The organism is Arcobacter sp. CECT 8985 (assembly GCF_004116495.1).
In the GTDB taxonomy this organism is placed as follows: domain Bacteria; phylum Campylobacterota; class Campylobacteria; order Campylobacterales; family Arcobacteraceae; genus Malaciobacter.
Genome location: NZ_PDKC01000010.1, coordinates 1 through 25575, shown reverse-complemented (window position 1 = coordinate 25575; position 25575 = coordinate 1). Strand labels below are relative to the sequence as shown.

The window sequence follows — 25575 nt, the reverse complement described above, 5'->3', positions numbered from 1 at the left end:
TCTCCTATTTACCTATTGAAAACCAGCTAACTATTTCTTGCTGTGTAGTTCCTAAAAGAACTTGTGTTTTTCCTGCTATTTCAATTTGAGCGTCATGTGTACCCAAGACATCACCACCTGAAGAACATAAAGCTATAAGATGAACAGTATCATAAGCAAGGTCGAGATTTATATATGTTTCTACACTTGCATTGACCGTTAAACTCCCCCAATTAATTGTAAAATTCCCAAACATATCAGGAAGTCTTAAATGCCCTTTTGCTCTTGTAAAGTTTGCACTGTATCCTGTTAATAGATAACCTCTTATCTTTGTTTTAATATTAGACCATGAAGTCTTTTTGCGATTATTAGTATCTTTACTATCTGATATTACAAATTCATCTGCATCTGCTAGAGCAGTTTTAGCAGCAAGAGAAGTTACACTTAAAGCATTTTCCATTTGTGATTTTGAAACTGCTTCATCATCTGCTGTTGCATCTGCTACTTTAAACTTTTCAGTTGCACTACCATTTAATAAAGCTTTTAATGCAACTTGTGTTTTAAGCCATAGTGTTCTATTTGCTAAGGCTTTGGCTTGTGCATTTGCAATTCCATTTTCACCACCAAGTACATCATCATTTGTTTCTATCTGATATATACCAGCTGTAAACTCTGATTTTTCTATTAAATCACTCATAATTTATCTGCTCCTACTACTCCATATGTAAATGTTCCATCATATTTGATGTTCCCGTCATATCTGTTCAATTGGTTATATGTGATTGCGTAAAGTCTTGATCTCTTTGGTGCATATTGATCAATAATCTTTTTTGCAAACTGCGCTCTTTTTGTTGAAACTGGTTTTGCCAAACTTATTACATAAAAAGGCCACTTTGTTTCATCCCCGTGTGTATAGATCCCATTGTATTTGTGCTTACCATCATATTTGATACTAAGCCCCTCTTTGATATTTGCTGGTTCTTCATCACTTGCAAGATTAAGAAGTTTTAAGATCTCTTCAATACACCAAATTGTTCCCTTGTATCTATGTAGCAAAATAGATTGTTGGATCAACTCTCTTTTCTCTTGCTCTTTTAACTCTTCATCCCAAAAATCAACCTTGAAGCTATAAGCTAAAAAAGGCAAAAACTTTTCACTACATATAAGAGGGTTTGCAAGTCCTTTGATCACCTGGTGTTCATCAGATATATTATCTGTCACATCTGCTGCAACTAGATCAACTTGATGTAAACCATCAGCTTCAAATGATGGTATAAGTGATTGTTGTTTCACTACATATTCCTATTTCATTTGCTGCTATCTCTAAATTTCCCGTGGGAAAACTTATCACTGCTTCTTTCACTCCTGGTACTCTTAGGAAATCATTGATCTCACTTAGTGTAATATCAGTTCCGATCTTTTTAAGTTCTTCAAGTCCAGCTGTTAAACTCTCTTTTGCATTTGTAAAAACAGTTGCAGTTTCTTGACCTGGTAAGATTTTCAGTTCAGCAGTTACACTGTATGCAACTTCAGTTGCTTTGTTTATCACAACTGTATCCGTCAAAGGTCTTACCTCTTTTGCATTAAGCTGTGTTTCTATTCTAGTTTGCATAAGATCATCAGCTTTTGCACTGTAATAATAAACTTCAACTGTTCCAGGTGTAGAACTTAGAACTGCAACATCTTCAATTCTTTCATCAGCTTTATATGCAAAGCTTAGATAAGTTTCTTCAGATCCAGCAGTTGATTTATCTGCCATACTTAAAAGTATTCTTGATCTAAACTCTTCATTGCTCTCTACATCTGATCCATTCATAAATGCAGCTTTTGATGTAGCTGTAACAACAAATGGAAGTGGGGTAGTGATAACCTCTGTTTTTACTTCACTTGATGATGTTTCAAGTTGTAGTTCAACAGTTCCAGTTCCAATTGTTTCACCAGCTGCAATCACTACATCTTCAAGAAGTTTTGCTTCATATGTACTTGTTAAATCTGTTAGAACTAAATCAACTGGTACAGTTACATCCTGGGCTAATGCTTCACTTATCTTAAATTCATAAGGTGCATAAGGGTATGATCCTAAAAGCTTTTCAACATTATAAAAAGTTGCATAGTTTTCAAGATCTTCATCTTCTGCTGTTGATAAGAAAAAAGCTTTTGCCAACTCATTGAACTCTGATCTTAATGCAAGTTCTCTATATGCAAAGGCTTCTAACATCATCTTAAAATCATCACTTTCAAGTGGTTGCCAATCTTCACCATACTTGCTTTTGAAGTTTGCAATATTTTGTTCAAGTATTGCTTCATAGTCTAGTTCTTGTAAAACTTTTGGTTTTGGCAAACTCTTTAAATTAATCATTTTTAACCTCTACAATCTCACCATTTGTCAATGTAATAACCAAAGTTACAACACCACTTACTGGATCAAGTTTAAAATTAACCTTTTCAACTTTCACCCTTGGTTCATACTTCTTAATAGCTTCATATGTGTATCTAGTTGCTAAAAGTTTATATTCATCATTGAACTCACGATCTCTTAGTTCATAAAGCCTTGATCCAAATTCAGGTCGCATGGCTCTTGTAACTAATGGAGTTTTTAAAATCCTATTAATGCTTTTTCCAATACTTACTGCATACACTCTAATCACCTACATTTACATTTGATGAACCACTTGCTGCATGGCCACATGTCGCAAAATCACCAGCATTACAAACAGCAATTCCATTTATAAAAACATTCTTTGATCCAGCAATCATAACTGGTGCTGCATGTGGTGCAACTCCATGTGGTGCAACTGGATCACCATCAACTGCAACTAAAGCCCCATTTGCATAAACAAAATTTTGACCACCACCAAGAATAACACCACCAGCACTATCCACACCAACTCTACATATTCCTGGCATTGCTTATCCTTGATTAAAATCTATTCTTGAACCAGTAAGATCAATAACCCCACCAGCTTCAAAATTGATATTTCCACCAGCTTTGATGTTTATATCACCAACACAATCAACTGTTAAAACCTTTGCTTGTGTATCATAAGAAAATCGTGTACCATCTTCATATTCTATAACTTCCGTGTGATCATTTGATCCACTTGGCTCTTTAGAAGATTTATTAAAAATAGATCTTAAAATAAAACCACCATTTGCTTCACCAAAAGGACTGATCACAACAACTTGTTCACCAACTCTTGCTGGTATAAAGTGCTTTTTAAAACTATTTGAAAATGAATTAATTGGTAAAAAATCAGTTTCACGATCTGCGATCTTTACCCTTGCCAATGCTTTACCATCAGCACTTTTTGTTTCACTTATAGTTCCAAAGTTCACCAGGTTGTCAATAAGTCTTTTTAGTTCTGCAAAACTCATTTACTGTTCCCATCTTCTTGATTGATACATCACATCAAATTCAACTCTAACACCACCATAAGTTGTCTCTTTTTGTTCTGTGATAAACTCACTACCATTGCACTTGCACTGATAATTTAACTCTTCTTCCACCAAAGAAAAAGCCTTGATCACATCACTTGTAACTTCTCTCATATTCCAGGGAGTGTTTTTACCACTTACTGCAATATCAACTTCAATCTTTAGAACATGATTTGTGATAGTGTAATCATCAGTTGTGTTATCTGCTGGATCTCTCACAACGATTGCTGGATATTCATCTTTGCCAAGTGGCTTTTCTAACCACTCAAAAACATTTGCACCAGCTTCACTGTAAAATCCATTTGCAGCTGAAATGGTTTTCAGCTTTTCAATGATCGTATCTACAATTTTTTGTCTAATCATTTATTCTCTTTCTAAATAGATCTTAGTTGTTCCATCATTTTGTTTATCAGGATAAATTACACCAAATACTTCACCATCAATTGTTAAAAGAGATTTTTTACCAACACCGGCTGCTACACTTGTTTGCATAACAACCATTGGAACAAGTGCAGTTGCACCCTCATATTCACCCTTTTCAAGAATAACTTCTGTTTCTTCATCAAAGTATAAATATTCAAGTTGTTCTTCAACTAGATCCAAAGTATGTGTTAGTGTTCCACCAAACTCACCACATGCAGCAAGATCAGCTTCCATCATCCCTTCTAATGCCATTTATTTACTCTTCATCAGCTTCAAAATCTACTGTTTCAATTAACGCATAGATTTCTTTTTTGTTTTCATCACCAATTTCAAGGCCACAAGCTGTTGCATACTCAATTAAAGGATCTTTGTTAAGTTCCTTGTAATTCACTTCTGCAAGTTCAGCAAGTGTCATTTCATTAAATGAAATTCCCTCAATACCAACATCAACTTCAATATCTTCAGTTGCTTTACCTCTTGAAATAAGTTCTGTTGCTTCTCTTTTATTTACTTCAACAACATCACCTTTTTTAAACATTTCACCTCTTACAAAAATTGATGAAAGGATCATCACTTTTACTAAATCTTTACTCATTCTCTAGCCCCTCTTATTGATTAATATTTGTTGATACACTAAACGCACCAGTTTGTCTAACACCTACATCAACACTTTGGAATGCTCTGATCACAACTGAACCACTATCAGCTTCTGAATACTGATCAAGTAAAATATCTAACCCACCCCATAGTGCTGTAATAATTTGGCTAAAGTCACCAAAGATCATTGTGTTTGCACCAACTTGATTTGATCTTTTATGTTTATAACCATTTACTTCACCATTCATTAATAGTTTTTCAGTTTGACCATCTTCAACAGCTTTTGTTTTTAATATTCCAGTAACTGAAGCACCAGCAGCATAGAACATTGTTTCTGCGTCTGCATTATCTATTGCAACTTGTGTTTCAAAATCAACAACTTTTGCAAAATCTAAACCACCAGCAGCTGTTGAACAATCAATTGCATTTACACCAGTTGTATTAATTAAACCTAATGGTTCACCACTTGCACCTGATCCACTAAATGCAGCTTTATCAATTGCAAGTGCAATAGTTCTTGCAAGATCTCTCATAACTAAGCTTTCTACATCAGGATTGCCCTGTAATAACATTTGTCTTGAATACGCAGTTTTACCACTAACAGTTTTTGGTGTAAGATCAAGTGTTGTTAATCCAATATCACTTTTTGTTATAGTTCCACCCTCTGTGATCCAGTAAGCAGTAGTTGCACCATTTTGTTTAGGAATTGAAACATTACCAACCATTCCACTTAATACAGTACCACCAAGTTTTGCAAGAAGTAATTCTTCTCTTAACATGTCAATAAATGAAGCACCACCGTTTGTTGTTTGAATAATAGAACTACCACCATTTGTTGTTGTAGTTAAATCTCTTTTTAACACTTGTGGTGGAATAAAGAAACCTCTACTATCTTTCCCCATTTTTTTAGCTACTGCGTCACTTGCTTTTTTCTCAATTTGTGCTTTTGACCAGTCACCAGTGATTGCAGCTGCAATTGCTCTTGAAAATGAATAAGCTTTGATCTCTTCTTCAGGCATATCAACATCAGCTGATTTTGAATTGATTGGTTTTGCAATATCCATTTTTTCTAATACTTCAGCTCTGAACTGATCAACTGTTTTATCATCATCAATTGCTTTAGTTGCTAAATCTGACATATTGTATTTTGCACCAATTGCACCAATTTCTCTAACTCTTGCTTTTTCAGCTTCTCTTGCAGCTTTTTGTTCTTTTAATCTTAATGCTTTTTTTTCTTCTTCAGTCATACTTTTTCCCTCTTCATTTTGATTTTTAATTTTTTCTTCTTTACTTCTACCCACTCCAACTGTTTGATCAGCTGGAATTGAAACCATTGAAATTTCAAAAGGCAACCACTTTGTAACTGTATAAGTTTCCATTCCATCTTTTTCAGAAGTTAGAACCATTTCTAAGATCTCATACCCTACACTTACATTTTTTCTAATACCATCTTCCACATCAGCAAAATACTCTTTTCCCTTTTCAGAGTTTTTACTAAATCGGACTTTTGAACGCCCCTTTGCATTCTCAACCCAGGCATCTTCCACAACACCTATTTGTACATCCCGATTATGTTCTGCTAACAATGGAGCTGAATTTTTTAACCTTGAAAAATCAATTGCACCATTTTCATGGCTTAGGATCTCAATACCCCACCATCTTTCATAAGGATCTTCACTTGAAAAACTCAGCTCCACTGTTCTGTTTTCAGTATCAATCTTTTCAATGTCAAAAGTTCTGTAAAATTTTTCAGATCCCAGGACATTCCTTATCTCTTCTCTTAATTCAATTTTTTTCTTCATTTCCATCCTCACTTTCTTCAAACTGTATTGTTTCAGTAATGATTTTTGCTATTTCTGCATGGCTCATTGTTTCAATCCCATATTTTTTTCTAAGTTCTACTTCTTTTTGAAGTTCTGCATAAACCTCTTCAATATCTTCACCAACATCTGCAAGTATTTTTGTATGACTTCTTAATCCCTCTTTATTTAATAAAACATTCAATAATCCATCTTTGTATGGATCTACCCAGGCAAATCCTCTATGTAACCAAGTTGGTTGATTAAATTTTTCTAATTTATAAAAAGGCAATGCAACTTGTTGTGTTAAAAGTGCCATTTCAAGCCACTCTGAAAATTGATCGTTTAAAAGATTATCTTCTAACCAAGTTTGTAGATCTTGCCATACTTCTTTTTCCTCGTTTTTACCCTCTCTTAAACTTGAAAAATTAACACTTTCAAGATCATTTGCAAGATTGTTGTAACTCACATCAAGCCCAGCACTAATCCCACGCAATACAACTTTCATAAAATCTTTAAATGAAGCATTTGGGTGCTGTGGATCATAAGCTTTAAAATCCCATCCAGCTGGTAGCACTTCAAATTCACCTGGTGTGATTTCATTTGCTGGTGTTCCATTTATTGTTGTATCCCCAGCATATTCATCACCCTCTGCATTTTGAGTGTAAAAACCACCTTTACTTGCACCAATTCTTGCGCCTACAAGTTCAGCTTCTTCATACCCATTTGTCATTTTTAATCTAGTCATAGCAGTGGCCATCCATGGCACACCTCTAGTTGAAGAAATTCTTGATGGAATAAATAAATGTTTGATTTGTTCTGCTGGAACTCTTTCCCTGGTAGTATCTCTATTCGCACCATAGTTTCCAGGATGTTTTTTGTAAAGATGATATGCAATAGGTCTATCCCATTCATCAAATTCAATACCCATATGAATATTTCTATCCACATCACTAAATTGTTCATCCAGGTGATCAGCTTCTAAAAGTTGATAAGCAATTCTAAATTTATTATCATAGCCTTTGACAGTTCTTATAAGAACTTCACCATCTTCAGCAAGTGTTCCTACAACCATTTTGCAGAACTCTTTTTGTGAGTATTTACCAGTTACATCAAACATTCCTTTTTTACAATGTTCTTTATAAGCAGCTTCAATCAAATCATTTGCTTTTTTATCTAAGTTTCCATTTGTATCTTTGGCTTTATTTTGTAGTTTTACACCTTTTTGCCCAACTACTTTTCTTTTAACCATCCTCTTGAACTTAATCGCATAATCATCATTTCGCATAAGTTCACGACTTCTTGCACGAATACTTTTAAGATCTTTTTTTATATCAATATCAGCAGTTGTGTTTGATGGTATCCATGAAGCATAAAGGCTTCCAGTATTTGCAGCATGAAATGATCTTCTTGCTGGAAGTGGTTTAGCTGCTCTTTTAATTTCAAATCCAAATAATTTCACAATTAAAACCTAGTTAAAATTTTTCTTTTTGAATTACCAAGACCAGCTGCAAGATCAGCTGCTGTTTTATCTGCTGCAACTTCTCTTTTAAATCTATCTCTCATTTGTACAAGTTCAGTAAAAGTATAATGCTTTAACTTTCTGCTACCAACTTCATATTCAAGAACATCATTTGAAGCTTTTCCAAGTAGAACTGTTTCAAGCTTTGTAACCATTTCTTCTGCAAATGTAGCCAAGATAAATCCTTTATTTTTTCTCTTGACCGAATTATTTCAAATTAATGGCATATTAAAAAAGGGACAAAAATTAAAAATCCTCTAAATTTAGAAGTTTTTTATACTTGGGCATTTCGTTTTCTAGGATAGTTTGAACCAATGTGCTTTCATTTATTCCAAGTTCTTCAGCGATCATTTTTATATCAAACATTGTTGTTGTTTTTAATCGAACATTATCAAATTTTACTTTTGGATCAGCACTTTTTGGCCTACCTCTATTGTTTCCACCCATTTACAAATCCCCCTTTTTTTCTTGTTAATTGTTTTCTTTGTCTTGGTTGTTGTATCTCTTTTTTCTCAACTGGCTTCAATCGTTCCTGGATCTTTTGGAAGTTTGGATTTAAAATATTAAGTGCTGCAAGATTATATACAGTGTAATCAAGGGCTTCATTTCTTGCCCTGATCTGTTTATAAATTCTTACTGCTTTTCCATTCTTGTATGTATTGATCACTTTTTCAGCTGTTAGCATTTGGAAATATTTCTTATCATAAGTTTTGTTGAAGTGCATATATCCCTCACCAAACTCTTCCAGCTGTAACCTGGTAAATATCAACTCTTTTGCAGTATCAGTTCCAACAGTAAAAAGCTTTACTTTCAATTTGTTTGAAGTTGTTGGCCTTGATACAATTGGCTTACCAGGAGTGTTTGCACCTTTGATTGCAAATACTCTTTTCATTTCTCTTTTTTTACAAAACTTATAAACATCATTGGTGAAGTGACCACCACTATCTATACAAGTGCAAAGCACTCTAAGTTCAACCCCATCTTCTCTTTTGTAAGTAGATGTGATAATATCATCAAGATCTTCCCACACTTTACTTTGCCCTGGGCTGCCCTCAATTCTGAAATATTTTACACCCCAACTTTCTTCATCCATTCCCCAGGCTTTGATCTCACCCTCTAATCTATCATCTTGTGTATCAACTCCACATGTAAGCACTATTGCTTCATTTGGTAAAGTTGTATAATCTTCTCTTCTTTCAAGTAGTTCATCATCTTCAATTTCATCACCTTGTTCTTCTTCCCAAGTTTCACCCAGTACCAGGTTTGTAAATGTTTTTAATTTTTGAATATTTCCTTGAACTTCAAACCACTCTTTAGCTATTGCAACCCATGAACTATTGGCATTATATGAATAAGCTGCCCATATATGAAAACTTGCATGGCCTTTAAATGGTTTTGTTGCGATCCATTCACCTTTTTCAATCATTTCAATTTTATGTTCTTCTGTATATTTTGATCCACAATCAGGACAAAAGAAACCAACTTCATCTTCAATCAGATCACCATCTTCAGTTCTTGGCATATCTAAGTTTTTAAATTCCAGTTTATGTTTATGGCCACAATGTGGGCAAGGCACGTAATAATATCTTTGATCACCCTTTAAGAATTCAGGTTTGATTTTTGATAGGTGTTCAGTAGTTGGTGAAGATCCAAGAATAATTTTTCTATTCCAAAAATCATTGGTTCTTTTTTTACCCAGTGATATTTGATCACCCTCTTTACCAGCTGACTGTTCCCAACCATCAATTTCATCACCAATAAAAACCCTTACAGTTCTTCTTCTAAAGTTTCTTGGACTGTGTGCACCAACTAATTCAAGTATCCCACCTGGATACATTTTCTTAGCTGTTTTCTCTTTTTTGTTTCTTCCCTTTTTTGTAGTTTTACCAATAAGATCTGCTACAACATCATTATCTCTGATCATTGGCTCAATTTCATCTTCAGCATAACCAAGTGCTTCATCTTCAGTTGGTTGTGCAAGAAGTATTGAAGCTGGGTTTTGATGAACATGATATGCAACTGCAACATTTATGCACTTCGTATATCCAATTCTTGCAGACTTCCACCAAGTCACTTGTTCTGTTGTTTCATCTGTCATACAATCAATTGGTTCAACTTGATAAGGAAGTGTTTTCCACTTACCAGGTGCAGCAGAACTTTCAGGTGATAAGTGGTAGTAAGTATCAGCCCACTGTGATCCAGTTAATCTTGGTTTAGGTTTTAAAAGTGCTTGACCATAACCCAGCAACTTTCTTTGCTGAACTGTTAAACTTGGTTTGCAACTCATTCTTTTTCACCCTTTACATCATCTAACCCGTATTTATTGAACTCACCAAATGCTTCATCAATAAGCTTATATAAAAACTCAACTTGCTCTTTTGTGGTTTTATGATATTTAGATTTAAATAGATGTGATACATTGTACATCTTGGTTTTCATGTTTGCAGCCACCAACTCCATAACTGCTTCAGCTTCTTCAAGTTCAATAAGCACACCAAGTTCTTTTTTAAATTCAAGCTCTTTTCTTTTACTCTCAATAAAAGCATCTTTGATCTGTATTTTTTGAACTGCACTTTTTTCTTTTCCACCACTTTCAAGTAATGCTGTCAATTCAACTTGTGCTTCAGCTCCAAGATATGAAACATCAAACATTCCAAATTCTTTTGTAAGATCAGTTGATCCAGCTATTGTATTTTGATTGTTTTTCCCGTGGGAAATATCTTCATTATCTTCTTTTGAGTTTGCTTGTCTTTGTGCTTCTCTTGTTTCATCTTTACTCTCTTCAATGATCGTAAGATATTCGTGTGTTTTTGATCTTAAAAATTTTCCATTATTATCCAAGACTTCATCAAAGTATTTTTTCTTTTTTAGCTTTGCAATATACTGTTGAGTACACCCACCTGGTTTGCTGTATAAACTTGCTAATTCTGATTGAGAAATATACTTTTTACTCATTTTACACCTCTGAAAATCAAAAATACAACCAAGTGTAAAAAGTGGTGTAAAGCCGTAATCCCAGTACTTAGGCTAGGATTAGTGTTTTTAAAAAAATACAACCAAGTTTCAAAACTCATAAATAGAACTTTTTTGCGCTCGACAGTACCCTCAAAAGAAAACCCTCTGGAAGTACCTTTAACACGAGCTTTCATGCTTTGCTTTACTTTTAAATAATATTCCATATAGTTACTTTTATTTGCTACTACTTTCAAACTGCTTTGCAATACGATAAATAAATTGATTAAGATATATTTTCCCGTGGGAAATTTAATACTATTTTCTAACCTATTTCTATACATAATTTTCACCTACTTTTTTTAAACCTTGCCGATATAAAAATCAAAGTTGTTTTTTAACTTATTTCCAAACTCATTTTTTACCATTTGATCTGCTTCTTTTAAAATCTTTTTATTGAACATTTGTGCAACTGAAACTGTTTGAACTGCTTTGATTTTTTGTGTTTTACCAACTCTATGAAGCAATGCTTTTTTATCTTTTGAAAGGAAAGTATTTCTTAATTTACTTCTTCCATTTTCTTTCTTGATCCTTACAGTTGCATAACCTTTTTTCTTCAAGATCTTTGAACCAAAATGTATTGCATTTCTTCTCTTACTTCTAACATCCATCACATACTGCATATTTGAATATCTTGATCTACTAACCTTGATATACTTTTTGATTTCAGCTGCTTTGATGTTGTATGTTTTTCTTACTTCCTTGGTCATTTGAGTTTTAACTCTTGATCCAATATCATTCACTGTTCTGTTCAGTGCTTTTTGATATGCTCTTGGATGAAGTGTTTTAAGAACATCATCCAGGCCAGTTAATTCAACTAACATTAGTTAGCCCCAAATATATTGAACACAGCATAATATTGCTATGTATGAGTAGAATATACCTCTACTATCTTCTTTTGTGTAATCATTACTTGGTTTATATTTTCCATTTCTAACATCCCTATTATAAAAAGGTGCTATTATTAATCCCAAAATAAATACCACAATTGCTGGTATTAAAATTCCCCATGCTATAATCATTTTTTATCCTTTGTAAAGTTCTTCAACTGCATTTCTTCCACTATCAGGTGAAAGCTTTGCATATTTCATTGTTTGTTTAATATCTTTGTGGTTCATCAACTTTTGGATCTTTTGAATACTCACACCAGCTATTGCCAAGTGTGAAGCAAAAGTGTGTCTTAGTGTATGGATCACAACTCTGTTTGCTCTGTCTTTTTTGTCTAATCCCTGGTTAAATCTTTCATCAAAGATCAGTCTTAGCAGCTTATAAACATCTGCATATTTTGTTTTCTTCCCATCTGTTGAAACTACATGATCATTGATCCCAAACTCCTGGATATGATCACACACCAGGTGAAATGTTTCTTGATCCAAATATCCCACATACCAACATTTTCTTTTATGATCATATAGCTGCACTGTTTTATTTTCTTGATCAATATGCTTTTTTTGAATACCCAGCACACTGTTAATTCTTGCACCAGTGCTTAATGAGATCTTCACCACCAACTTCAAAAGAAGATGATCTTGAACTTCTTCTTGAAGCAGTTGCACTTCTTTCAAACTCAAATATCTAAGTCTTGAATTATCCACCTGGAACATTCTTATTTCTTTGAATGGACTGTGTGAAATTATTGATTTTCTTATCGCATAGTTAAGTATTCTTTTAAGGCCTTTGATATATTGATTTATACTGCCTTTGCTTTTTTTATCAGAAAGTTTAATTGCTTGAAATTCCTGAATCAAAATATCATCCAGCATTGCAATTGGTATATCACCAAATGCTGGTTTGATGTGTCTTTCATATTCTTGTTTGTATTTATCATGGCTTTTGCAATGTGCAGCAATACTTGCAAAATATAGTTCTGCTAATCTATCCAGAGTAAGAGTTTTCATGCTCTTTTGTGATAAATCAATCCCATGTCTTAACTCTGAAAGTATTTGGTTTCTAAGTTCAATAGCTTTTTTTTCATTTATTCCCTCTGATTTCCTACCTACTTTTTTGTAAATAGTTTTTTTACCTGATTTATAAACTATAAAATAAGAAATATCACCACCTTTTAGGTAGTTTAGTTGTACTTTCGATCCATATCTTTTTGAACCTATCATATCACTTCAACCATTCCTTTTTTATCTTTCTTTCATCATAAACAAATCCATAAATAGTGCAATTTGCAAATTTATCAATACCTTTTGCTACAATCTTAAACTTTTGTTTTCTGATTGTTTTTTTACGATTAAGCAGCTGTACCATATTCAACAATAACTGGTGTTTCGTCTTTGATGATCTGATAGTTTTTCCACCCTCTCATTCTCAATCTATGAGGTTGCACACGATTATTAAAACAATATTTAATCAATCTTTTCATCACTGCTTTTTTATGTATGGCTGTTGTTTCATTGAACATCAAGTTAATTTTTTGAAGTTCTGTGTGATGTGCTTTAAAAGTAATATCAAGTTCTTCTGCTCTATGAAGATTTTTGAACCCACTTACAAATTTAATGATCTCACTGTTTGCAGATGATCCATCAAATTTTATTTCCTGGATTTTTTTAGCTTTATAAGCAGCTGTTCCAATGTAGTAATTTAAAAAATCATAAGTCTTGTTAAATTCATTCATTTCCAGTTCTGTTAATACTCTCATTATGCACCCCTTACTAAATTTACTAATTGCTGTACATTTTCTGCATTTGTTACTTTCCAATCTTTAGCGATCTTCAAATATCCATCTTCTTGAAATTCAATATCTTCACCATCAATGCAAAATCTTTTACCTACAAGATCAGCTGGTACGATTGCTTCATTTTTTCCTTTTACTGCAACTTGTTCTTCTTGGTAATCAAGATAAATTCTATTTCTGATAAAAAAGAAAAGTTGTTCAGGTTTCCTACCAGTAGATGAAATATATTTTGCATAATTTTCAAGACCTTTCATAATTTTTTCAAAATCATCTTTTCTAAGTGAAATTTGATTAAAACTTGATGGCTCTTGAATGTCTTGATTTTTACTTGAAATATTAGATTTATAAAAAGAAATTATTGAAGAGGGAGTTATACTCTCTGTTGTATTCTCTGTTGTATTCTCTGTATATATAGAATGTTTACCCGTTTGGGGGAGTAGTGTTTTCACCTTTGGGGGAGTAGTGTTTTCACCTTTTGGTTTTTCTAGTTTCCCCCAATGGTGTAAACTTGATAACATCTCATTCCAATCAATTTCATAGTATGTTTTAGCTGGTAATCCCTCTCTTGAAACTGTTATAAAATCAAGTTTTTTTATAAGTTTTTTTGCATTTTCTAACTCTTTTCTAGTCAAAAAAGTTTCTTCCATAATCTCTTTATCAGTCTTAAAAATCTTATCTTTTTTGCTGAACCAGTACATAAGTTGTGATAGTAATATTCCACCAGTAGTTGATCCAGTAATTTCACGATAAACTGGATAATAAGCTATTGGTTTTTGATTAAGTTGTTTTAGTATATGTTTCAATCTGTTCCTTTCTTTACTCCAGGAACTGCATAGTGAAATCAGCTAAAGCCAGTTGCAATAAAGGAACTGATAAAATTACAACTAACTTCACTATGAAGTTCCTGATTAGTGTTGTTGGTGTGGGATATGTAGACGGTTTGGTCGCTTGACTACATACCCCACGGGTAAAATTTAATTATAATTTTTCTTTTTCAATTATTCTTTCATCAATTAATTCAAATATTTCATCAGTATGACATTCACAATTATCTGCTATTTGCTTAATAGCAAGTGCAAGTTCTGCTGTAATTAAATTAAGTGATCCATTTATATCACATGTTGCTCTTCCATCTTTCAAATCAGTTATTTCAATTTTTACCATAAATTACTCCTGATCTTTTATTGCTAAGTGCAGCACACGATCTTTAAGTTCTGCATTTGCTTTCTGTGCTTCATCTATTTCTTTTAATATTTCTTCTCTTTCTTCAGGTGTGATCTGATCATCTGCTATTGCTTTTTTAACTACTCTGAACACATCACCATTTTCCATGTTTGCAATATCAACTAAAAGATTTATATCGCTTGATTTTGCTTGTGCTTTTGTTTTTGAGATTAAAACTTGATCAAATACTTTGGCCATAGCTTCAAGTATTCGCATATCACCAGTTAAGTGAGTGATCGCAATAACACTATCCATACTAAGTGGCATTGTCATATCTTGTGGGTTTAATCTTCTATATAAAACACCTGAAGTTGTACCAAGCTTTGCAGCAACTTCATCAATCTTTGGAATATCATTTTTTTTCATATAATCATATACCACCTGGTGTGCTACTTCATAAATACCATAATTTGGTATTTCATCTTTTCCAAATAACTTATCTATATTCATTTTTTACCCCTATAATTGGTTTTGTTGTTATACTTGCGCTACTTCAACACTTTTTGTATCATTTGATATGAAAGATGTAATATCTTTCCAAGCAGTGAAAGGCACATTGTTCTTTTCAGAAAGCTGGAACATTACTTCATAAGATGGTTTTCTCTCACCTCTTAAGATCATGTTTACACCAGCGACTGAATAGTGTTTTAATAGTAATTGTTTTAAATTTTCACGTTTCATGTTGAAAATGATACATAATGTGCCATTAATAAAAACTTAAACTTAACACACTATGTATCATATTGGCTTTTTAATATGTGATACAATATGTATCAAATAAAAGGAATTATTTTATGATTGGTAAAAAAATTAGTGAATTAAAAGATGAAAAAAAAGTTAGTGTTCAGCAAATAGCTGACTATCTTGGAACAAGTAGATCATCTGTAAGTGGATGGATCAATGAACCTGAAAAAAGAAGTCCAAATCCTGAACAAATTTATATGCTATCAAAATTTTTTAATGTTTCAGGTGATTATCTAATAAGTGAGTCAAGCTTAATTAAAAATAGAATTATTCCACTTATAGGAAAATCTTCATGTGGTGTACCAAAAGATTATGATCTTAATGGTTATGATCCAATACCAGTTCCAGTTGATATGTTCAAAACTGGAATGTATGCAGTTGAAGCAGATGGGAATAGTATGCAACCAAAAATAAATGATGGAGATATTGTTTATTGCTGCCCAAATAGAATAATAGATAGTGGAAAAATAGTTCATTATAATTTAAATGGTGAAAGTGGAATAAAAAGATATAAGATAAATGAAGCTGGAACAATTATATCTTTGATACCTCTAAATACTGAAGAATATGATGTTATTACAATACATTGTGATGATCCAGTTGAATTAAAAATGGCTTTAGTTGTTGGTAAAATAGATAAAGACTTCTAATGCCAAATTTTAAATATCTACTCTTTAGGATCAAAGTATCAGCAATATTTACAATTATATTCATTGTTGGATATTTGATTTACGATAATTTTATAAAGGGTTTATCTTGAAAAACAAATACACAACTATTCAAATTATTTCAGATGATAAATTCTTTGGATCTAAAGAGATCCAGGATCAGATGGAAAAACTAAAAAAACTAATATCTAAAAACAAAGGAAAATAATTGCCGACACAAGTATTAAATATAACAAATGTTGATGAAATAAAAGCAGTAAGAGAAGCGATCTTAAATAATGAAGATTTTAAACTTGGTGAAATAAAACCTATTACTTATATGTTAAAGCTTGATGGTGGTAGATTTGCAGAACATCATGCTTCTGTGATTGACGCAGATATTGCAAAGATCATTGTTTCTCACCAGGATAATTACACACGACTTATAAATGAACTTGAAAGAAATTTTGAGATAGAATTCGATGAAGAAGCAAAGTTTTTACAGTTTAAATTACAAGATGGATGTCTTGAATTAATAAGTGATTTATTGGGATTAGAGGGGTTAAAGAATATGGAAAGTAAACATTTAATGTATGTAATTTTGGGTATTTCTTTGATGTGGTTTTCTCATTCTGCATACACTTACAATGTAGAAGCTGATCTTCAAAAAGTTAAAACACATTCTGAACAAAAAATAAGAGAAATGGAAGCAGCTGAAGAAAGAGCAGCTGATGAAAGAGAAAAAGAAGATAGACAAAGAGAAAGAGAAACTTATCAAGATCTAGTAAATAAAATCCTTGAAAAAGACAAAGAAGTGAAGCTAAACAAAACTTTACAAAATGCTATAAATAAACCAAAGCAAGTTACAGTTTCAGTTCTTAAAGATGGCGAAAATGTAAACATTGATAATCATACTCTTACAAACGCAAATGAACCTGAATATAACTATGTTGAACCAACAGTTGATGATATAGAAGAAGATCCAATTGAGGGAACATATATGCTTGAATACTACAACTTTGTTAAAGATGGTAAAATGTTCAAGATCCAAGGTGTTGCACCTCTTGCAAATTCTGAAACAATATCAGCTGCAAAAAGAATGCGACTTATGACAAAAGCAGAAACAAAACAAGAAGTTAAACTAAAAATAAAAATAGTAAAAGATGGTGTAACAAAAAAACCAATCAAAGCTTTTATTCTTGACTATATAGAAAACTAAAAATATCTAACTAAAAAATTCAAACCCATGTCACTTTTTGGCCTGGGTTTTTTTTATGCCTAGAATATTCTATGATATAATTCTCAAAAGGATTTTTATATGTTAGAATTTACAAATTATGAATTTGTTGCCATTTTAGTTTCTGTGGGTACACTTGGCTTTACAATTGGTGTAAAAGTTGGTTCCCTAAAAACAACTACTGAACACAATGCAAGTTGTCATATCAAAGGCGAACACACTCCACTCCAAAGAGTTGGAAACAAATCTTTTACACAACCTAAAATAAAACTATTTATGACAGCTGGTAAAGCTTCAAAAGTAATATGCCCTTTTTATGATAAAAAAACTTGCACTGCAACTGGTGAAAAATGTATCCAGCTTTAGTGTGTCAATAAAACACTTAAAACATAACCTAATACAAACCCACCTAATCCAGCATATACAATAGTTTCACCCAACTCAATCCAACTCATTTCAATCATTTTGTATTCCTCTATTTTATTTCGTCAAATCATATTCTATCATATTGATACATAATGTATCATATTTAAGTTTCATTTAATAACACATTATGTATCATTTCAATACACCTTTTCAAAAAAGGTTATGTTCTTTTACAACTTACTGTTAAATCTCATGCTGGTTTTATGTCTATATACCAGCCACCTATTAGCACACATATTTTTAGAGAATTAAATCAGGAGTAAAAAGAAATACTTGGTGGTTGGTATATGGATATAAATTCATAAAAGGAACTGAAGATGAAAAAACTAGAAGAATTACTGATCTGTATAGATCAAATGATTTTGAAGATGGGGGAATATGTATTATGATCCTAACTGTTGCACACACAAAAGGTGGTGTTGGTAAATCCACACTAGCCTGGAACATAGCAAACTGTTTTATCAATGATGGCCAAAAGGTTAAGATCATTGATTTAGATTTCCAGCAAACTATCTTTTTTATAAATGACATTAGATATGCAAGTGGACTTGACAAAAAAGAAGTGATCCAATGTGAAACTGCTGCTGAACTTATCAGCACATTTGAAACTTACAATAATGATGAAATACTTATTGTTGATGTTGGTGGTTTTGATAATGATATTAACAGAACTGCAATATCTTGGAGTGATCAGATCATTGTTCCAATTTCAAATTCACTTACTGAAGTTTTAGGTTTTAAAACTTTTGAAGCGATCCTAGAAGAGATTGGAAACCCATTTGTAAATGTAGTTTTAAACAACATACACCCACTTACAAAAGATTTTGATGTTATCACCAGGGCAATTGGTGAAAGTGAGAATATAAGCCTTCTAAACTCAATCATAAGAAACAGAAAGATCTATAAAGAAACACTTGGTGTTGGAAAATCTATCTTTGATACTAAAAATGAAGTTGCAAAGGCTGAAATAAAAGGATTGTGTGATGAACTTAGAAGCAATTGGTAAAGTCACTAAAGGCAAAGTTAAAACCAGTGGAGTAACTCCATTCCAGGAACTTGATATTGATAAGGTTTATGCAAACCCAAATCAGCCTAGAAAATCTTTTGAAGAGATTGAGGATCTAGCAGCTTCAATCAAAGAACATGGACTGATCCAACCAATCGCAGTGGTAAGTGATGGTGCTGGTATGTTTATGATCATATCGGGTGAAAGAAGATATAGGGCTACAAAGCACCTTGGATCTCGAACTATCAAAGCACATATTATTCAAGCTGATGGCAACAAAGTTCAAGAACTCTCATTAATCGAAAATATTCAAAGATCAGATCTAACAGATCTTGAAGTTGCCAAATATATCAGCATACTTTGGAACAGTGGCCAATATAAAAAGAAAGCAGATCTAGCAAAAGCAATTGGTAAATCACCATCTTATATATCAAAAGCCTTTGGCTGCTTAAAACTAGATAGTCAAATTATCAAAGATATTGAAGAAAATGAAAATGATCTTCCACTTTCAGTGCTGGAAGAGATCGCCAGGGTAAAAGATACAGATGTACAAAAAGAAGTATATGAAAAATATCTTGCTGGTGAGATCACCAGGGATGATATAAAAGATTTTAAACCAGGTGTGAAAGAGAAAAATGAACAATGTGATGAAGTAGTTATCAATAGTTATTTACTTCAAATTCGTGATAAAGATAGAAATATTTTTGCAGATGAAATTATCAAAGCACCAAATGAGAATAGTGCTTTATCAAAAGCTTATAAAAAATATCCTGATCAAGCAAAAGATAGTGGTTTTACATTTAATGTTTATTTTGACGCACTTTTATCACCAAAGAAAAAAGAAAATGAAAACAAAGAAATTTCCCCAGGGAAAGAAAAATTTAAAGAAAAGTTTAATTTCACACCAAGCAAATGGAGTGCAAAAGGTTTTGAATGGATTGGTGATCCTTGGGAAGAAATACATGAAAAACTAGATGAAAACAAAACATACAAAATTACAATAGAGGAAGTTTAAAATGAGTAATAAAATTAGTAAATGTTGCGAATACCCTATTGTAAAGGGGAAATGTGGAATGTGTGGCAAAGAAGCAGAAGAAAGAGATCCTAAGCCATTTTATATTGTCAAATGGGATGTGAAACTTATATGTGAAAAAGATAAAAGTATTGAAGATTTTGAAATTATAAAAACACTTGATAAATCACTTAATTTTGATACAGAAATATTGAAAATAGATGGTAAATATTACAGAAAGTGCAGCCTTGATTTTAAACTAAATTATTTATCTGTTGAAGAGTGTAAAAAACCACAAGAACTTGAAGAACTAAACTTCAAAGATGAAATATGTTGCCCTCATTGTGGATATGAACAATCAGATAGCTGGGAAGCTTCAGATAGTGGTGATGAAGAATGCCAAAGTTGTGGAAGCACATATTTTTATGAAAGATCAGTTGAAGTTTCATATAGCATGAAAATCACCAAAAGAAATAACAAGATAAAAGAACTTTAAGATGAATATTCAAGAAAAGATAGTTGAGGATCACAAAGAAACTGTTGAAAAAGCAAGAATAAACAAAACATATGTTTTTCCAGCTGCATACATCAAGTTTAACTCAAACAACAAAACAAATAAAAGGGAAAAACAAACATGAATACAAATATTTTTAACACAATGGTAACTATGCAAAATCAATTTAATATGCAAGTTCACAAGGAGTGGCACAAGCAAGGATATAACTGGCAAAGTGCAATTATTGCAGAAAGTGGTGAATTACTTGAAAGCTGGGGTTATAAGTGGTGGAAAAAACAAGAACCTGATCTTGAAAATGTAAAAGTTGAAGCAATAGATATTCTTCATTTTATAATATCTGAACAAATTCAAATTCATACAAATGTTTTTGGTATAGAACAAAAACTTGAAACTGCAATTATGCTTACTTCAAATAAATTTAGAACAATTTTTGAAACAAGTTTTGATTTTGAAACTGATATTGAAAAAAATATTGATGGGATAATAAAAGAAGATAGTTGTGAAAAATTACACCAGCTAAAAAGTCTTTTTACAAACATTGATATGACAAATGAAGATATTTATATTGCATATATTGTGAAAAACTGCCTTAACAAGTTTAGACAAGATAAGGGATATAAAAGTGGCCATTATGTTAAGAACTGGAATGGTAGAGAAGATAATGCAGTTGCTTTTGAAATAGCAAATGAATGGGGTGCAGATGATGAACTGTTTGATCTTTTATATAACGATCTAAACACTTACTACATTGAAAATGTTTACTCTTTAAAAGGATCTAATCATGACTAAAGCTATGAATTACACAATGAGTTCTGAAGAAAAGCAGCAACTTAAAATAAATCAGCTAACTGCTGAAATGGGGGGTAATCCAGGAACATAAAAGCCTGGATCTCAAAGTGGCAAGATCATTAAACACTATGAGTTTATATGAGATCTTAAATAATAAAAAACAAATCAAAGAACTATCAAAAAAGATCAATAGGTTTCGTAGCAGATTGAAAAAGATGGGTGTGAAATTTGATGAATATGGAAATATAGAAAATGAAACTATCGGAAAAAATAAAGCTTGAATGTTTTTGTGCATTTGTTCATTCCAGGATGATTGGATTGGATATTGAAAAAGATGATGATGTAAGCACTGATATTATCAAGGATAAAAAGATTGTAGAAGATCTATATAAGAAAAAAGATCAGTTTGTTTCAGAACTGGCAAAGATCGCAACACTTCAAAGCATAAATCAAAAGATAGAAAATTCAAGAAGTGGAATGATCGCAAAAATGTATAGCAGCAATTACACAAAACTTTTAAACCTTATTGAAAAAAACATTGCAGCTGGTCAAGAATATATCCCAGCCTTTTTGGGTGGATGTATGCTAGTTACTTATTTTGAGAATGATAAAAATGAAGAGAAGATCAATATCAAACTAGATGATCTTATCCTGGTGATCAATCACTTTGAAACAAAGAGTGAAGATAATAAAAAAACAGTGCTGAATATGATGAAAGCAGCACACATAATAACTGAAAAGTATTGGAGTAAATAGAATGTTTAATAAGTGTATATTTGTTGGGAACTTAACCAGGGATATTGAATTGAGATATATGCCAAGTGGTGCTGCTCTTGCAAAAGGTGCAATTGCTGCTACACATAAATACAAAGATCAGCAAGGTAATCAAAAAGAAGAAGTTTGCTTTTTAGATTTTAATATCTTTGGAAGATCAGCTGAAGTTGCGAACCAATACTTGCGAAAAGGATCTAAGGTTTTATTAGAGGGAAGATTAGTTTTTGAACAGTGGACTGCCCAGGATGGATCAAATAAATCTAAACATGCACTAAGAGTTGATAACATGACAATGCTTGATCCAAAACCACAAGATCAAAATAACTACTATCAACAGCAGCAAAACAACCAGGCACATCAACATAACCAACAGAACCATCAAAATGCTTATGATCCAAACAATTACAACCCACATCAAAGATGATCAGATGGGTGCAATTGCAGATGAAAAAGAAAAGCAGATTGTGATCCCACATGAAGCTATACAAAACAGTGACACCCTTTATATATGTGCTGTTTCAAAAGATGGTAAGAAACAATTTAATGTGATAGATATATCAAATATAAAAACCCTGGTAGTGGATACAGAAATGCCACTTGATGTTTTTAATGAGGAAAGTTAAATGAGTGCAAACCCTGAACATGGAGTAAGTGATCAAGCGATAGTTTTTAAATATATCCTGGAAGAACTTGTATCAAAGATCCCAGCCTGGAAAAAGAAAAAACTATATGAAAAACATTGCAAAAGAGTTGAAAAAAGAAACACTGAAAAAGCAAGAATGATCAAAACAAAAAATGGATCTAAAAGAGAATATGCAGAAAAGCCAATGAAAGAAAAAGATTATATTAGATTTCATGTTCTTTTGAAACTATTAGAAACAAAATATGCAGCATTTCTTGATGATTGTACACTAAATGAAGTTGGATATATCATTGGTATTACCAGGGAAAGAGTAAGGCAAGTTGAAGCAGCTGGTATTCTAAAAATCAAAAGCCCAAACCTATTAAAAAGATTAAATAAAAACAATGCAATTGAAACGATCATGGAATACAAAGAAATTGCAGTAACAAGAAAAAACAATAAAAGGAGAAAGTACAATGAGTGCAATTGAAAAAGAACAAGAATACAAACTAATATCATCATTTCTATTTGAGAAATTCAGCAAAATTGCACTAACTCCAAAGGAAACTGCTTCAGTTCTTGGAAGAACAGAAGCTGGACTTAAAAAAGATAGAGAAGAAGAGATTGGTATCCCTTTTACTAGATTAAATAGAAAAGAAAAAGGTAAGCCACTATATTCAATCACTGCAATTGCAAGAACAATTGTAGATAATCAAATCAAAATATTTAACTAAGCCTTTAACTTCAAGTCAAACACACTGTTTTTTCCATTTTCAGGGCTTAGTTTTGCATATCTGATTGTTTGGCTTATATCTGCATGATCCATCAACTTCATAATAGTAAAAATAGGTGTTCCCTGGATCGCTAACTGTGAAGCAAAAGTATGTCTTAATGTATGGATCACAACTCTTCTTTTTCTATCATCAGCTTTTAACCCCTGGTTAAATAGTTCATCAAATATTGGTTGAAAAACCTTATAAGGTGCAGTTCTTGCCAAAACATTTGGTGTACCACTTACAAGATAATCTATTGGTGATAATTTCGCCATTCTACTTTTAATAAGATCTTTATATACTGGATGTAAATAACCATGATATGTTCTGTTTGCTTTATGGTTCTTTATCAAGATAGTATCTGTATCAAGATTTATATCACTCTTTGCAATTGTTAATACACTTGAGAGCCTTGCGCCAGTGCTTAAACTCAAAGCCAAAAAGATCTTCATATATTCAGTTACATAAGCTTTATACTGTGTTCCTACTCTATTATTCAACTTATCCCATAACTTTTCAATTTCGTGCAGTTCCAGGTATCGTTCACGATCATTATCAACCTTTTCCCGTTCCACTTTGTTATGATCAGCTGGATTGGTTAGCTTTAAACCTTTTTTCTTGATCAAGTGATTATAAACAGTTCCTACTATGTCAATCCAATCATTCTTAGTTTTTGGTGCATATTCATCACCATTTTTCTTTTTCTTACTTCTTATTTTATCTCTGAAATTTTCAACATCATTTGTGGTGATTTCATCTACTCTCAAATGGCCAAAAAATGATTTAACATGATTTGTATATCTGCTCTTGATATTCTCACCATCACTTTTTGTTTTAACAGTTTCATAGTATAGATCAAAAGCTTCATTAAATGTCATATGCTTTTGTTTTAAGATCATTGGTGCGTCATCTTTCAAACGATCCACTGAAGTTCTTTTTGCTCTCATTTTTGAAGCATACAGTGCAGTTATCCCCTCAACAGAAGTTCCCACCTTTTCTTGGTGCTGCTTGTTTTTTATTGAATATTTTATATAATATGTTTTTATACCATCTTTTGATGTTCTTAAGAACACACCAGTATATTTTGTTTTTTCCATGTTTATCAGTTCCTGGGAAAATATTTTGTTGTACAGTGTTTGTACAGTGATATTAACTTTTTATAACTTTTATTACTCTTTAGTAGCTTTTGAGAAATAGATCAAAAAGATCTTCAATGAATGATTTTATGGTAAGAGTACGATTTTATCGAACTTGTAGAAAAAAGAAGTGAAATGCTAAATTTTGGGAATCTACTCCTGTGAAAGTAGAAGTAGAAGCGTAAGTTTTAAAAAGCTCGAAACTTTTCGAGCTTTTTATACCTGGTACAAATTAATTTTCATCAAATATTAATAATTTTATAACTTATTTTTAGATAATATTTTCTATTACTTTTACAAAGGCTATTTTTATGTCTATCAAAATAGAAAATATTACTAAACAACTGCGATCAGAAATCAACCAAAACATAAAATCTAGAATAAGACTGATAAACTATAGAAGTGACTTGCCAGATATACTAAATGAGAGTTTAAGTGTATATAAACTAAATGGGATTAGTAAAGTAAATAAACCTTATGAGTTTGAAGTAGTATTTGTAAGTGAAAAATTTATAGAAGAGTATTTTAATAGATCATTAGCACATTGTTCACCTAAAAATATGGAAGAAGTAAGAGAAGGAAAATCTTGTTTTGAAAAAGATGGTAAAACTTTAAAACCTTGGTGGAAAAGATGGTTTCGATTATAAGATAAAAAAAGAAGCAAAAGATTGGAATCTATAAAAGTAAAAAGATATTTAGTTATATTAGTAATAATTCTACTATTACCATCTTGTTGTAGAGAAGAAGATAAAAATGAAAAAAGATACAAATAATAATTTAGGTAAAAAAGCAATTTTAGGTGTAGTTATAATGTTTTTAAGTTTAATTTTAATGATTGATTTAAACGATCCAATCAATAACTTTTTTGGTGATTTTACTATAATTATTTCTTTAATATTTGGAATATATGGAATGTATCTTTTATTCCCTTATTTAAGAAGTATTGAAAAATATAATTAGTATTGGGTGAAAACAAAATGATTACAAATAAAAATAAAGCAATAATTGGAATAATATTACTTTTTGTAAGTATTTATTTCATATCTAAATATGATACTCACTTAAATAATAATACTGAGAATATTTTAGTTTATATTGCAATCGTTATTTCTATAGTTCTTATAAATCCATATATTTATGAAATGTTTAAATATAAAGATACACAAAACATAGAAAAAAAAAGAAATTATATAGATAAAAAATTTATATTACAAACAG

42 protein-coding genes are annotated in these 25575 nt (G+C 31.8%); 17 read left to right on the top strand and 25 right to left on the bottom strand.

All coding sequences use genetic code 11. From position 1 onward, the window contains the following. Positions 1-4: 4 nt before the first annotated feature. The 24 genes from CRU93_RS06115 to CRU93_RS06000 all read right to left on the bottom strand — a co-directional run bounded on the left by CRU93_RS06115 (position 5) and on the right by CRU93_RS06000 (position 15355). Positions 5-676 carry a hypothetical protein gene (locus tag CRU93_RS06115; RefSeq protein WP_129103305.1) on the bottom strand — a complete coding sequence of 224 codons (672 nt, stop codon included), beginning with the start codon at positions 674-676 and terminating at the stop codon, positions 5-7. Next, positions 673-1272 (bottom strand): phage tail protein I, encoded by a 600-nt coding sequence (locus tag CRU93_RS06110; RefSeq protein ID WP_129103304.1) that lies wholly within the window; start codon positions 1270-1272, stop codon positions 673-675. Before CRU93_RS06110 ends, CRU93_RS06115 begins: the two co-directional genes overlap by 4 nt. Further along, the gene (locus tag CRU93_RS06105; protein WP_129103303.1) at positions 1241-2338 is read right to left on the bottom strand and encodes a baseplate J/gp47 family protein; all 1098 of its coding nucleotides are present in this window, start codon (positions 2336-2338) and stop codon (positions 1241-1243) included. Before CRU93_RS06105 ends, CRU93_RS06110 begins: the two co-directional genes overlap by 32 nt. Next, on the bottom strand, positions 2331-2618 hold the full coding sequence (locus CRU93_RS06100; protein WP_164967635.1) for a GPW/gp25 family protein: 288 nt from the start codon (positions 2616-2618) through the stop codon (positions 2331-2333). The genes CRU93_RS06105 and CRU93_RS06100 overlap by 8 nt, the downstream gene beginning before the upstream one ends. Position 2619: 1 nt before the next feature. After that, positions 2620-2886: a PAAR domain-containing protein gene (locus CRU93_RS06095; protein ID WP_129103301.1), complete on the bottom strand. Its 267-nt coding sequence runs from the start codon at positions 2884-2886 to the stop codon at positions 2620-2622. Between the two features lie 3 nt (positions 2887-2889). Further along, positions 2890-3354: a phage baseplate assembly protein V gene (locus CRU93_RS06090; protein WP_129103300.1), complete on the bottom strand. Its 465-nt coding sequence runs from the start codon at positions 3352-3354 to the stop codon at positions 2890-2892. Next, on the bottom strand, positions 3355-3777 hold the full coding sequence (locus CRU93_RS06085) for a hypothetical protein (protein ID WP_129103299.1): 423 nt from the start codon (positions 3775-3777) through the stop codon (positions 3355-3357). Then, a complete protein-coding gene (locus tag CRU93_RS06080; RefSeq protein WP_129103298.1) occupies positions 3778-4089 on the bottom strand; it encodes a hypothetical protein in 312 nt (103 codons plus the stop codon). It abuts the gene before it with no gap. A 4-nt stretch (positions 4090-4093) separates the two neighbouring features. Then, positions 4094-4432: a hypothetical protein gene (locus tag CRU93_RS06075; RefSeq protein ID WP_129103297.1), complete on the bottom strand. Its 339-nt coding sequence runs from the start codon at positions 4430-4432 to the stop codon at positions 4094-4096. 13 nt (positions 4433-4445) lie between these two features. Further along, entirely contained in the window at positions 4446-6236 is a 1791-nt protein-coding gene (locus tag CRU93_RS06070) for a phage major capsid protein (protein ID WP_164967634.1), read from the bottom strand. Continuing rightward, positions 6220-7695 (bottom strand): phage portal protein, encoded by a 1476-nt coding sequence (locus CRU93_RS06065; protein ID WP_164967633.1) that lies wholly within the window; start codon positions 7693-7695, stop codon positions 6220-6222. Before CRU93_RS06065 ends, CRU93_RS06070 begins: the two co-directional genes overlap by 17 nt. Positions 7696-7697: 2 nt before the next feature. Then, the gene (locus tag CRU93_RS06060; RefSeq protein WP_129103294.1) at positions 7698-7931 is read right to left on the bottom strand and encodes a hypothetical protein; all 234 of its coding nucleotides are present in this window, start codon (positions 7929-7931) and stop codon (positions 7698-7700) included. A 70-nt stretch (positions 7932-8001) separates the two neighbouring features. After that, a complete protein-coding gene (locus CRU93_RS06055; RefSeq protein WP_129103293.1) occupies positions 8002-8202 on the bottom strand; it encodes a hypothetical protein in 201 nt (66 codons plus the stop codon). Beyond that, on the bottom strand, positions 8186-10042 hold the full coding sequence (locus CRU93_RS06050) for a phage terminase large subunit family protein (RefSeq protein WP_129103292.1): 1857 nt from the start codon (positions 10040-10042) through the stop codon (positions 8186-8188). The genes CRU93_RS06055 and CRU93_RS06050 overlap by 17 nt, the downstream gene beginning before the upstream one ends. Continuing rightward, positions 10039-10710 carry a hypothetical protein gene (locus CRU93_RS06045; protein WP_129103291.1) on the bottom strand — a complete coding sequence of 224 codons (672 nt, stop codon included), beginning with the start codon at positions 10708-10710 and terminating at the stop codon, positions 10039-10041. The genes CRU93_RS06050 and CRU93_RS06045 overlap by 4 nt, the downstream gene beginning before the upstream one ends. Further along, the gene (locus tag CRU93_RS06040; protein ID WP_164967632.1) at positions 10707-10964 is read right to left on the bottom strand and encodes a hypothetical protein; all 258 of its coding nucleotides are present in this window, start codon (positions 10962-10964) and stop codon (positions 10707-10709) included. Before CRU93_RS06040 ends, CRU93_RS06045 begins: the two co-directional genes overlap by 4 nt. A gap of 105 nt (positions 10965-11069) precedes the next feature. Further along, complete coding sequence (locus CRU93_RS06035) at positions 11070-11591, bottom strand: hypothetical protein (protein WP_129103289.1); 522 nt, start codon at positions 11589-11591, stop codon at positions 11070-11072. A 3-nt stretch (positions 11592-11594) separates the two neighbouring features. Next, complete coding sequence (locus CRU93_RS06030; RefSeq protein ID WP_129103288.1) at positions 11595-11789, bottom strand: hypothetical protein; 195 nt, start codon at positions 11787-11789, stop codon at positions 11595-11597. Positions 11790-11792: 3 nt separating this feature from the next. Beyond that, positions 11793-12878, bottom strand: a complete 1086-nt coding sequence (locus CRU93_RS06025; protein ID WP_129103287.1) for a tyrosine-type recombinase/integrase — start codon at positions 12876-12878, stop codon at positions 11793-11795. 128 nt (positions 12879-13006) lie between these two features. After that, the gene (locus CRU93_RS06020) at positions 13007-13414 is read right to left on the bottom strand and encodes a hypothetical protein (RefSeq protein ID WP_129103286.1); all 408 of its coding nucleotides are present in this window, start codon (positions 13412-13414) and stop codon (positions 13007-13009) included. Continuing rightward, entirely contained in the window at positions 13414-14253 is an 840-nt protein-coding gene (locus CRU93_RS06015; protein WP_129103285.1) for a hypothetical protein, read from the bottom strand. Before CRU93_RS06015 ends, CRU93_RS06020 begins: the two co-directional genes overlap by 1 nt. A 175-nt stretch (positions 14254-14428) precedes the next feature. Then, on the bottom strand, positions 14429-14614 hold the full coding sequence (locus CRU93_RS06010; protein WP_129103284.1) for a hypothetical protein: 186 nt from the start codon (positions 14612-14614) through the stop codon (positions 14429-14431). A 3-nt stretch (positions 14615-14617) separates the two neighbouring features. After that, positions 14618-15124: a phage regulatory CII family protein gene (locus tag CRU93_RS06005; protein WP_129103283.1), complete on the bottom strand. Its 507-nt coding sequence runs from the start codon at positions 15122-15124 to the stop codon at positions 14618-14620. 27 nt (positions 15125-15151) lie between these two features. Then, a complete protein-coding gene (locus tag CRU93_RS06000; RefSeq protein WP_129103282.1) occupies positions 15152-15355 on the bottom strand; it encodes a hypothetical protein in 204 nt (67 codons plus the stop codon). 113 nt (positions 15356-15468) lie between these two features. Between CRU93_RS06000 and CRU93_RS05995 the strand changes: the two genes are divergently transcribed. From CRU93_RS05995 to CRU93_RS05940, 14 genes are all read left to right on the top strand, one after another. Continuing rightward, on the top strand, positions 15469-16068 hold the full coding sequence (locus tag CRU93_RS05995; RefSeq protein WP_129103281.1) for a LexA family transcriptional regulator: 600 nt from the start codon (positions 15469-15471) through the stop codon (positions 16066-16068). Positions 16069-16294: 226 nt separating this feature from the next. After that, entirely contained in the window at positions 16295-17284 is a 990-nt protein-coding gene (locus CRU93_RS05990) for a hypothetical protein (protein WP_129103280.1), read from the top strand. A 99-nt stretch (positions 17285-17383) separates the two neighbouring features. Continuing rightward, positions 17384-17668 carry a hypothetical protein gene (locus tag CRU93_RS05985; protein ID WP_129103279.1) on the top strand — a complete coding sequence of 95 codons (285 nt, stop codon included), beginning with the start codon at positions 17384-17386 and terminating at the stop codon, positions 17666-17668. A gap of 445 nt (positions 17669-18113) precedes the next feature. Beyond that, positions 18114-18734, top strand: coding sequence for a ParA family protein (locus CRU93_RS05980; protein ID WP_129103278.1), 621 nt, complete (start codon positions 18114-18116; stop codon positions 18732-18734). Further along, positions 18712-19749 carry a ParB/RepB/Spo0J family partition protein gene (locus tag CRU93_RS05975; protein ID WP_129103277.1) on the top strand — a complete coding sequence of 346 codons (1038 nt, stop codon included), beginning with the start codon at positions 18712-18714 and terminating at the stop codon, positions 19747-19749. The genes CRU93_RS05980 and CRU93_RS05975 overlap by 23 nt, the downstream gene beginning before the upstream one ends. A 1-nt stretch (position 19750) precedes the next feature. Continuing rightward, the gene (locus tag CRU93_RS05970; RefSeq protein WP_129103276.1) at positions 19751-20242 is read left to right on the top strand and encodes a hypothetical protein; all 492 of its coding nucleotides are present in this window, start codon (positions 19751-19753) and stop codon (positions 20240-20242) included. A gap of 1 nt (position 20243) precedes the next feature. Further along, positions 20244-20384, top strand: coding sequence for a hypothetical protein (locus CRU93_RS14135; protein ID WP_164967631.1), 141 nt, complete (start codon positions 20244-20246; stop codon positions 20382-20384). Beyond that, complete coding sequence (locus CRU93_RS05965; RefSeq protein ID WP_129103275.1) at positions 20381-21052, top strand: dUTP diphosphatase; 672 nt, start codon at positions 20381-20383, stop codon at positions 21050-21052. The genes CRU93_RS14135 and CRU93_RS05965 overlap by 4 nt, the downstream gene beginning before the upstream one ends. Positions 21053-21159: 107 nt before the next feature. Then, positions 21160-21333 carry a hypothetical protein gene (locus CRU93_RS14130; RefSeq protein ID WP_164967630.1) on the top strand — a complete coding sequence of 58 codons (174 nt, stop codon included), beginning with the start codon at positions 21160-21162 and terminating at the stop codon, positions 21331-21333. Then, positions 21305-21808 carry a hypothetical protein gene (locus CRU93_RS05960; protein WP_164967629.1) on the top strand — a complete coding sequence of 168 codons (504 nt, stop codon included), beginning with the start codon at positions 21305-21307 and terminating at the stop codon, positions 21806-21808. The genes CRU93_RS14130 and CRU93_RS05960 overlap by 29 nt, the downstream gene beginning before the upstream one ends. Before the next feature lies 1 nt (position 21809). After that, positions 21810-22250: a single-stranded DNA-binding protein gene (gene ssb, locus CRU93_RS05955; RefSeq protein ID WP_129103273.1), complete on the top strand. Its 441-nt coding sequence runs from the start codon at positions 21810-21812 to the stop codon at positions 22248-22250. Positions 22251-22254: 4 nt separating this feature from the next. Then, a complete protein-coding gene (locus tag CRU93_RS05950; RefSeq protein WP_129103272.1) occupies positions 22255-22449 on the top strand; it encodes a hypothetical protein in 195 nt (64 codons plus the stop codon). Further along, complete coding sequence (locus CRU93_RS05945) at positions 22450-22938, top strand: sigma factor-like helix-turn-helix DNA-binding protein (RefSeq protein WP_129103271.1); 489 nt, start codon at positions 22450-22452, stop codon at positions 22936-22938. Continuing rightward, the gene (locus tag CRU93_RS05940; RefSeq protein ID WP_129103270.1) at positions 22925-23182 is read left to right on the top strand and encodes a hypothetical protein; all 258 of its coding nucleotides are present in this window, start codon (positions 22925-22927) and stop codon (positions 23180-23182) included. Before CRU93_RS05945 ends, CRU93_RS05940 begins: the two co-directional genes overlap by 14 nt. On the opposite strand, the gene CRU93_RS05935 is transcribed toward CRU93_RS05940, so the two are convergent. Then, positions 23179-24318: a site-specific integrase gene (locus CRU93_RS05935; RefSeq protein ID WP_129103269.1), complete on the bottom strand. Its 1140-nt coding sequence runs from the start codon at positions 24316-24318 to the stop codon at positions 23179-23181. The two genes, CRU93_RS05940 and CRU93_RS05935, sit on opposite strands and share 4 nt — an antisense overlap. A 350-nt stretch (positions 24319-24668) precedes the next feature. Between CRU93_RS05935 and CRU93_RS05930 the strand changes: the two genes are divergently transcribed. From CRU93_RS05930 to CRU93_RS05920, 3 genes are all read left to right on the top strand, one after another. Continuing rightward, positions 24669-25004, top strand: a complete 336-nt coding sequence (locus CRU93_RS05930) for a hypothetical protein (protein ID WP_129103268.1) — start codon at positions 24669-24671, stop codon at positions 25002-25004. 106 nt (positions 25005-25110) lie between these two features. Further along, a complete protein-coding gene (locus CRU93_RS05925; RefSeq protein WP_129103267.1) occupies positions 25111-25317 on the top strand; it encodes a hypothetical protein in 207 nt (68 codons plus the stop codon). A gap of 17 nt (positions 25318-25334) precedes the next feature. Next, positions 25335-25575 (top strand): hypothetical protein (locus CRU93_RS05920; protein WP_164967628.1); only part of this gene is annotated, 241 nt, incomplete at its 3' end.

What these genes read in the sequence shown, in the direction of transcription:
- CRU93_RS06115 (WP_129103305.1), bottom strand. Translation starts at nt 676, where the DNA reads ATGAGTGATTTAATAGAAAAATCAGAGTTTACAGCTGGTATATATCAG.
- CRU93_RS06105 (WP_129103303.1), bottom strand. Translation starts at nt 2,338, where the DNA reads ATGATTAATTTAAAGAGTTTGCCAAAACCAAAAGTTTTACAAGAACTA.
- CRU93_RS06095 (WP_129103301.1), bottom strand. Translation starts at nt 2,886, where the DNA reads ATGCCAGGAATATGTAGAGTTGGTGTGGATAGTGCTGGTGGTGTTATT.
- CRU93_RS06090 (WP_129103300.1), bottom strand. Translation starts at nt 3,354, where the DNA reads ATGAGTTTTGCAGAACTAAAAAGACTTATTGACAACCTGGTGAACTTT.
- CRU93_RS06085 (WP_129103299.1), bottom strand. Translation starts at nt 3,777, where the DNA reads ATGATTAGACAAAAAATTGTAGATACGATCATTGAAAAGCTGAAAACC.
- CRU93_RS06080 (WP_129103298.1), bottom strand. Translation starts at nt 4,089, where the DNA reads ATGGCATTAGAAGGGATGATGGAAGCTGATCTTGCTGCATGTGGTGAG.
- CRU93_RS06075 (WP_129103297.1), bottom strand. Translation starts at nt 4,432, where the DNA reads ATGAGTAAAGATTTAGTAAAAGTGATGATCCTTTCATCAATTTTTGTA.
- CRU93_RS06070 (WP_164967634.1), bottom strand. Translation starts at nt 6,236, where the DNA reads ATGAAGAAAAAAATTGAATTAAGAGAAGAGATAAGGAATGTCCTGGGA.
- CRU93_RS06055 (WP_129103293.1), bottom strand. Translation starts at nt 8,202, where the DNA reads ATGGGTGGAAACAATAGAGGTAGGCCAAAAAGTGCTGATCCAAAAGTA.
- CRU93_RS06050 (WP_129103292.1), bottom strand. Translation starts at nt 10,042, where the DNA reads ATGAGTTGCAAACCAAGTTTAACAGTTCAGCAAAGAAAGTTGCTGGGT.
- CRU93_RS06045 (WP_129103291.1), bottom strand. Translation starts at nt 10,710, where the DNA reads ATGAGTAAAAAGTATATTTCTCAATCAGAATTAGCAAGTTTATACAGC.
- CRU93_RS06035 (WP_129103289.1), bottom strand. Translation starts at nt 11,591, where the DNA reads ATGTTAGTTGAATTAACTGGCCTGGATGATGTTCTTAAAACACTTCAT.
- CRU93_RS06030 (WP_129103288.1), bottom strand. Translation starts at nt 11,789, where the DNA reads ATGATTATAGCATGGGGAATTTTAATACCAGCAATTGTGGTATTTATT.
- CRU93_RS06025 (WP_129103287.1), bottom strand. Translation starts at nt 12,878, where the DNA reads ATGATAGGTTCAAAAAGATATGGATCGAAAGTACAACTAAACTACCTA.
- CRU93_RS06020 (WP_129103286.1), bottom strand. Translation starts at nt 13,414, where the DNA reads ATGAGAGTATTAACAGAACTGGAAATGAATGAATTTAACAAGACTTAT.
- CRU93_RS06010 (WP_129103284.1), bottom strand. Translation starts at nt 14,614, where the DNA reads ATGGTAAAAATTGAAATAACTGATTTGAAAGATGGAAGAGCAACATGT.
- CRU93_RS06005 (WP_129103283.1), bottom strand. Translation starts at nt 15,124, where the DNA reads ATGAATATAGATAAGTTATTTGGAAAAGATGAAATACCAAATTATGGT.
- CRU93_RS06000 (WP_129103282.1), bottom strand. Translation starts at nt 15,355, where the DNA reads ATGAAACGTGAAAATTTAAAACAATTACTATTAAAACACTATTCAGTC.
- CRU93_RS05995 (WP_129103281.1), top strand. Translation starts at nt 15,469, where the DNA reads ATGATTGGTAAAAAAATTAGTGAATTAAAAGATGAAAAAAAAGTTAGT.
- CRU93_RS05985 (WP_129103279.1), top strand. Translation starts at nt 17,384, where the DNA reads ATGTTAGAATTTACAAATTATGAATTTGTTGCCATTTTAGTTTCTGTG.
- CRU93_RS05980 (WP_129103278.1), top strand. Translation starts at nt 18,114, where the DNA reads ATGATCCTAACTGTTGCACACACAAAAGGTGGTGTTGGTAAATCCACA.
- CRU93_RS05975 (WP_129103277.1), top strand. Translation starts at nt 18,712, where the DNA reads ATGAACTTAGAAGCAATTGGTAAAGTCACTAAAGGCAAAGTTAAAACC.
- CRU93_RS05970 (WP_129103276.1), top strand. Translation starts at nt 19,751, where the DNA reads ATGAGTAATAAAATTAGTAAATGTTGCGAATACCCTATTGTAAAGGGG.
- CRU93_RS14135 (WP_164967631.1), top strand. Translation starts at nt 20,244, where the DNA reads ATGAATATTCAAGAAAAGATAGTTGAGGATCACAAAGAAACTGTTGAA.
- CRU93_RS05965 (WP_129103275.1), top strand. Translation starts at nt 20,381, where the DNA reads ATGAATACAAATATTTTTAACACAATGGTAACTATGCAAAATCAATTT.
- CRU93_RS05960 (WP_164967629.1), top strand. Translation starts at nt 21,305, where the DNA reads ATGAAACTATCGGAAAAAATAAAGCTTGAATGTTTTTGTGCATTTGTT.
- ssb (WP_129103273.1), top strand. Translation starts at nt 21,810, where the DNA reads ATGTTTAATAAGTGTATATTTGTTGGGAACTTAACCAGGGATATTGAA.
- CRU93_RS05950 (WP_129103272.1), top strand. Translation starts at nt 22,255, where the DNA reads ATGGGTGCAATTGCAGATGAAAAAGAAAAGCAGATTGTGATCCCACAT.
- CRU93_RS05945 (WP_129103271.1), top strand. Translation starts at nt 22,450, where the DNA reads ATGAGTGCAAACCCTGAACATGGAGTAAGTGATCAAGCGATAGTTTTT.
- CRU93_RS05940 (WP_129103270.1), top strand. Translation starts at nt 22,925, where the DNA reads ATGAGTGCAATTGAAAAAGAACAAGAATACAAACTAATATCATCATTT.
- CRU93_RS05935 (WP_129103269.1), bottom strand. Translation starts at nt 24,318, where the DNA reads ATGGAAAAAACAAAATATACTGGTGTGTTCTTAAGAACATCAAAAGAT.
- CRU93_RS05930 (WP_129103268.1), top strand. Translation starts at nt 24,669, where the DNA reads ATGTCTATCAAAATAGAAAATATTACTAAACAACTGCGATCAGAAATC.
- CRU93_RS05925 (WP_129103267.1), top strand. Translation starts at nt 25,111, where the DNA reads ATGAAAAAAGATACAAATAATAATTTAGGTAAAAAAGCAATTTTAGGT.